Raw genomic sequence first — 1942 nt, forward strand, 5'->3', positions numbered from 1 at the left:
GGCACCGCGGCGCCGTCGGCGTCGAGCACCCGGCCGCGGAACCCGCGGAAGACACGGTCCCGGCCGCCGGTGAGGGTCTCGGCGGCCTCCGTGGCCTCGGCGACCGGCGCCGTGATGCCCTCGCTCGTGGCGACGGGCTGCGCGGGCGCGGCCGTGCGCTTGCGCGAGGGGAGGAACACCGCGAAGACCAGGCCGATGACGACCGCGCCCGTGGCGATCATGAACGAGGTACGGAAGCCGCTCATGCTCGGTACGGACACCGGGCCCATCGCGACCGACGAGTGCGCGAGCACCATGCCGATCACCGCACTCGACACCGAGGTGCCGATGGAGCGCATCAGTGTGTTCAGGCCGTTGGCCGCGCCCGTCTCGGAGGGGTCGACCGCGCCGATGATCAGCGCCGGCAGCGAGGAGTAGGCGAGACCGATACCGGCGCCGACGACGACCGAGATGATGATGGTCTGCCAGGGCGCGCTCATCAGGGCGAGCCCCGCCCCGTAACCGACCGCGATGATCAGCATGCCGATCATCAGCGAGACCTTGGGCCCGTACTTCGCGGCGATCCTGGCGTAGACCGGCGCGGTCAGCATCATCGTGAGGCCGAGCGGCGCGACGCACAGGCCCGCGACCACCATCGACTGCCCGAGGCCGTAACCGGTCGCCTTCGGCAGCTGGAGCAGCTGCGGCAGGACCAGCGAGATGGCGTAGAAGGCGACACCGACCATGATCGACGCCAGGTTGGTGAGCAGCACCTCACGGCGGGCCGTGGTGCGCAGGTCGACGAGCGGGGCCGCGATCCGCAGCTCCATCAGACCCCACAGCAGCAGGATGGCGACCGCGCCGGCGAAGAGCCCGAGTGTGGTGCCCGAGGTCCAGCCCCAGTCGGACCCCTTGGTGACCGGCAGCAGCAGACAGACCAGACCGGCCGAGAGACCGAGCGCGCCGATGGTGTCGAAGCTGCCGCGGGCGCGGGTCGACGACTCCGGTACGAAGACGAGGGTGAGGGCCATCGAGACGACGCCGAGCCCTGCGGCGCCGAAGAACAGGGCGTGCCAGTCGGCGTGCTGGGCCACCAGGGCGGCGGCCGGCAGGGCGAGTCCGCCGCCGACGCCGATGGAGGAGCTCATCAGGGCCATGGCCGAGCCGAGCTTCTCGCGCGGCAGCTCGTCGCGCATGATGCCGATGCCGAGCGGGATGGCGCCCATGGCGAAGCCCTGGAGCGCCCGGCCGACGATCATGATCAGCAAGTTGTCGGTGAAGCCGCAGATCAGCGAGCCGATCACCATGACGGAGAGGCTGGCGAGCAGCATCCGCCGCTTGCCGTAGAGGTCGCCGAGCCGTCCCATGATCGGGGTGGCTATCGCGCCCGCGAGCAGCGTGGCGGTCATGACCCAGGTGGCGTTCGACGGGGCGGTGCTCAGCAGTGTCGGCAGGTCCTTGATGACCGGGACGAGCAGCGTCTGCATGACGGCCACGACGATGCCTGCGAAGGCGAGTACGGGGACGATGCCGCCCCTGCCGCGTGGCGGGCGCGGTTCCTCGGCGATTGTCTCGGGCAGCAAGGGAGCGGCCTGTGTCATGCGGGAAGCCTCCGGGGCGTAAGTGGTTGCATCGTGAAAGCTTCCGGAGGGGGCGGGGTATTCCGGTAAAGGCCATATAAGTACCGCGTGATCTGTATCACCTGGCCCCACCTCCATATCTGACCTTCCGTCAGAATGTAACGTGTTCTAGTCTCGCTGTGCATGGGCATCGGAATCACGCAGGAGCAGAGGGAGTTGGCCGACGCCGTCCGCGGGCTGCTGGCGCGCGAGGCGCCGCCCGGGAAGGCCCGTGAACTGCTCGACGCGTCACCGGGCGGAGACGGCGGGCCGGGTGGCGGCGGAGGTGGCCGACGCGGTGGCGGCGGCGCAGGCGGCCAGGGTGGTGAAAGCGGCGAGCGCGG

At 70.3% G+C, this 1942-nt stretch carries 1 protein-coding gene; it reads right to left on the reverse strand.

Going from position 1 to position 1942, the window contains the following annotated elements; genetic code table 11:
* The coding region (locus G3I19_RS36275) for an MFS transporter (protein ID WP_164267916.1) at positions 1 to 1580 on the reverse strand (1580 nt) is incomplete at its 3' end.
* Positions 1581 to 1942 lie beyond the last annotated feature (362 nt).

This window comes from Streptomyces sp. SID10853, from assembly GCF_010548145.1.
In the GTDB taxonomy this organism is placed as follows: Bacteria; Actinomycetota; Actinomycetes; order Streptomycetales; family Streptomycetaceae; genus Streptomyces.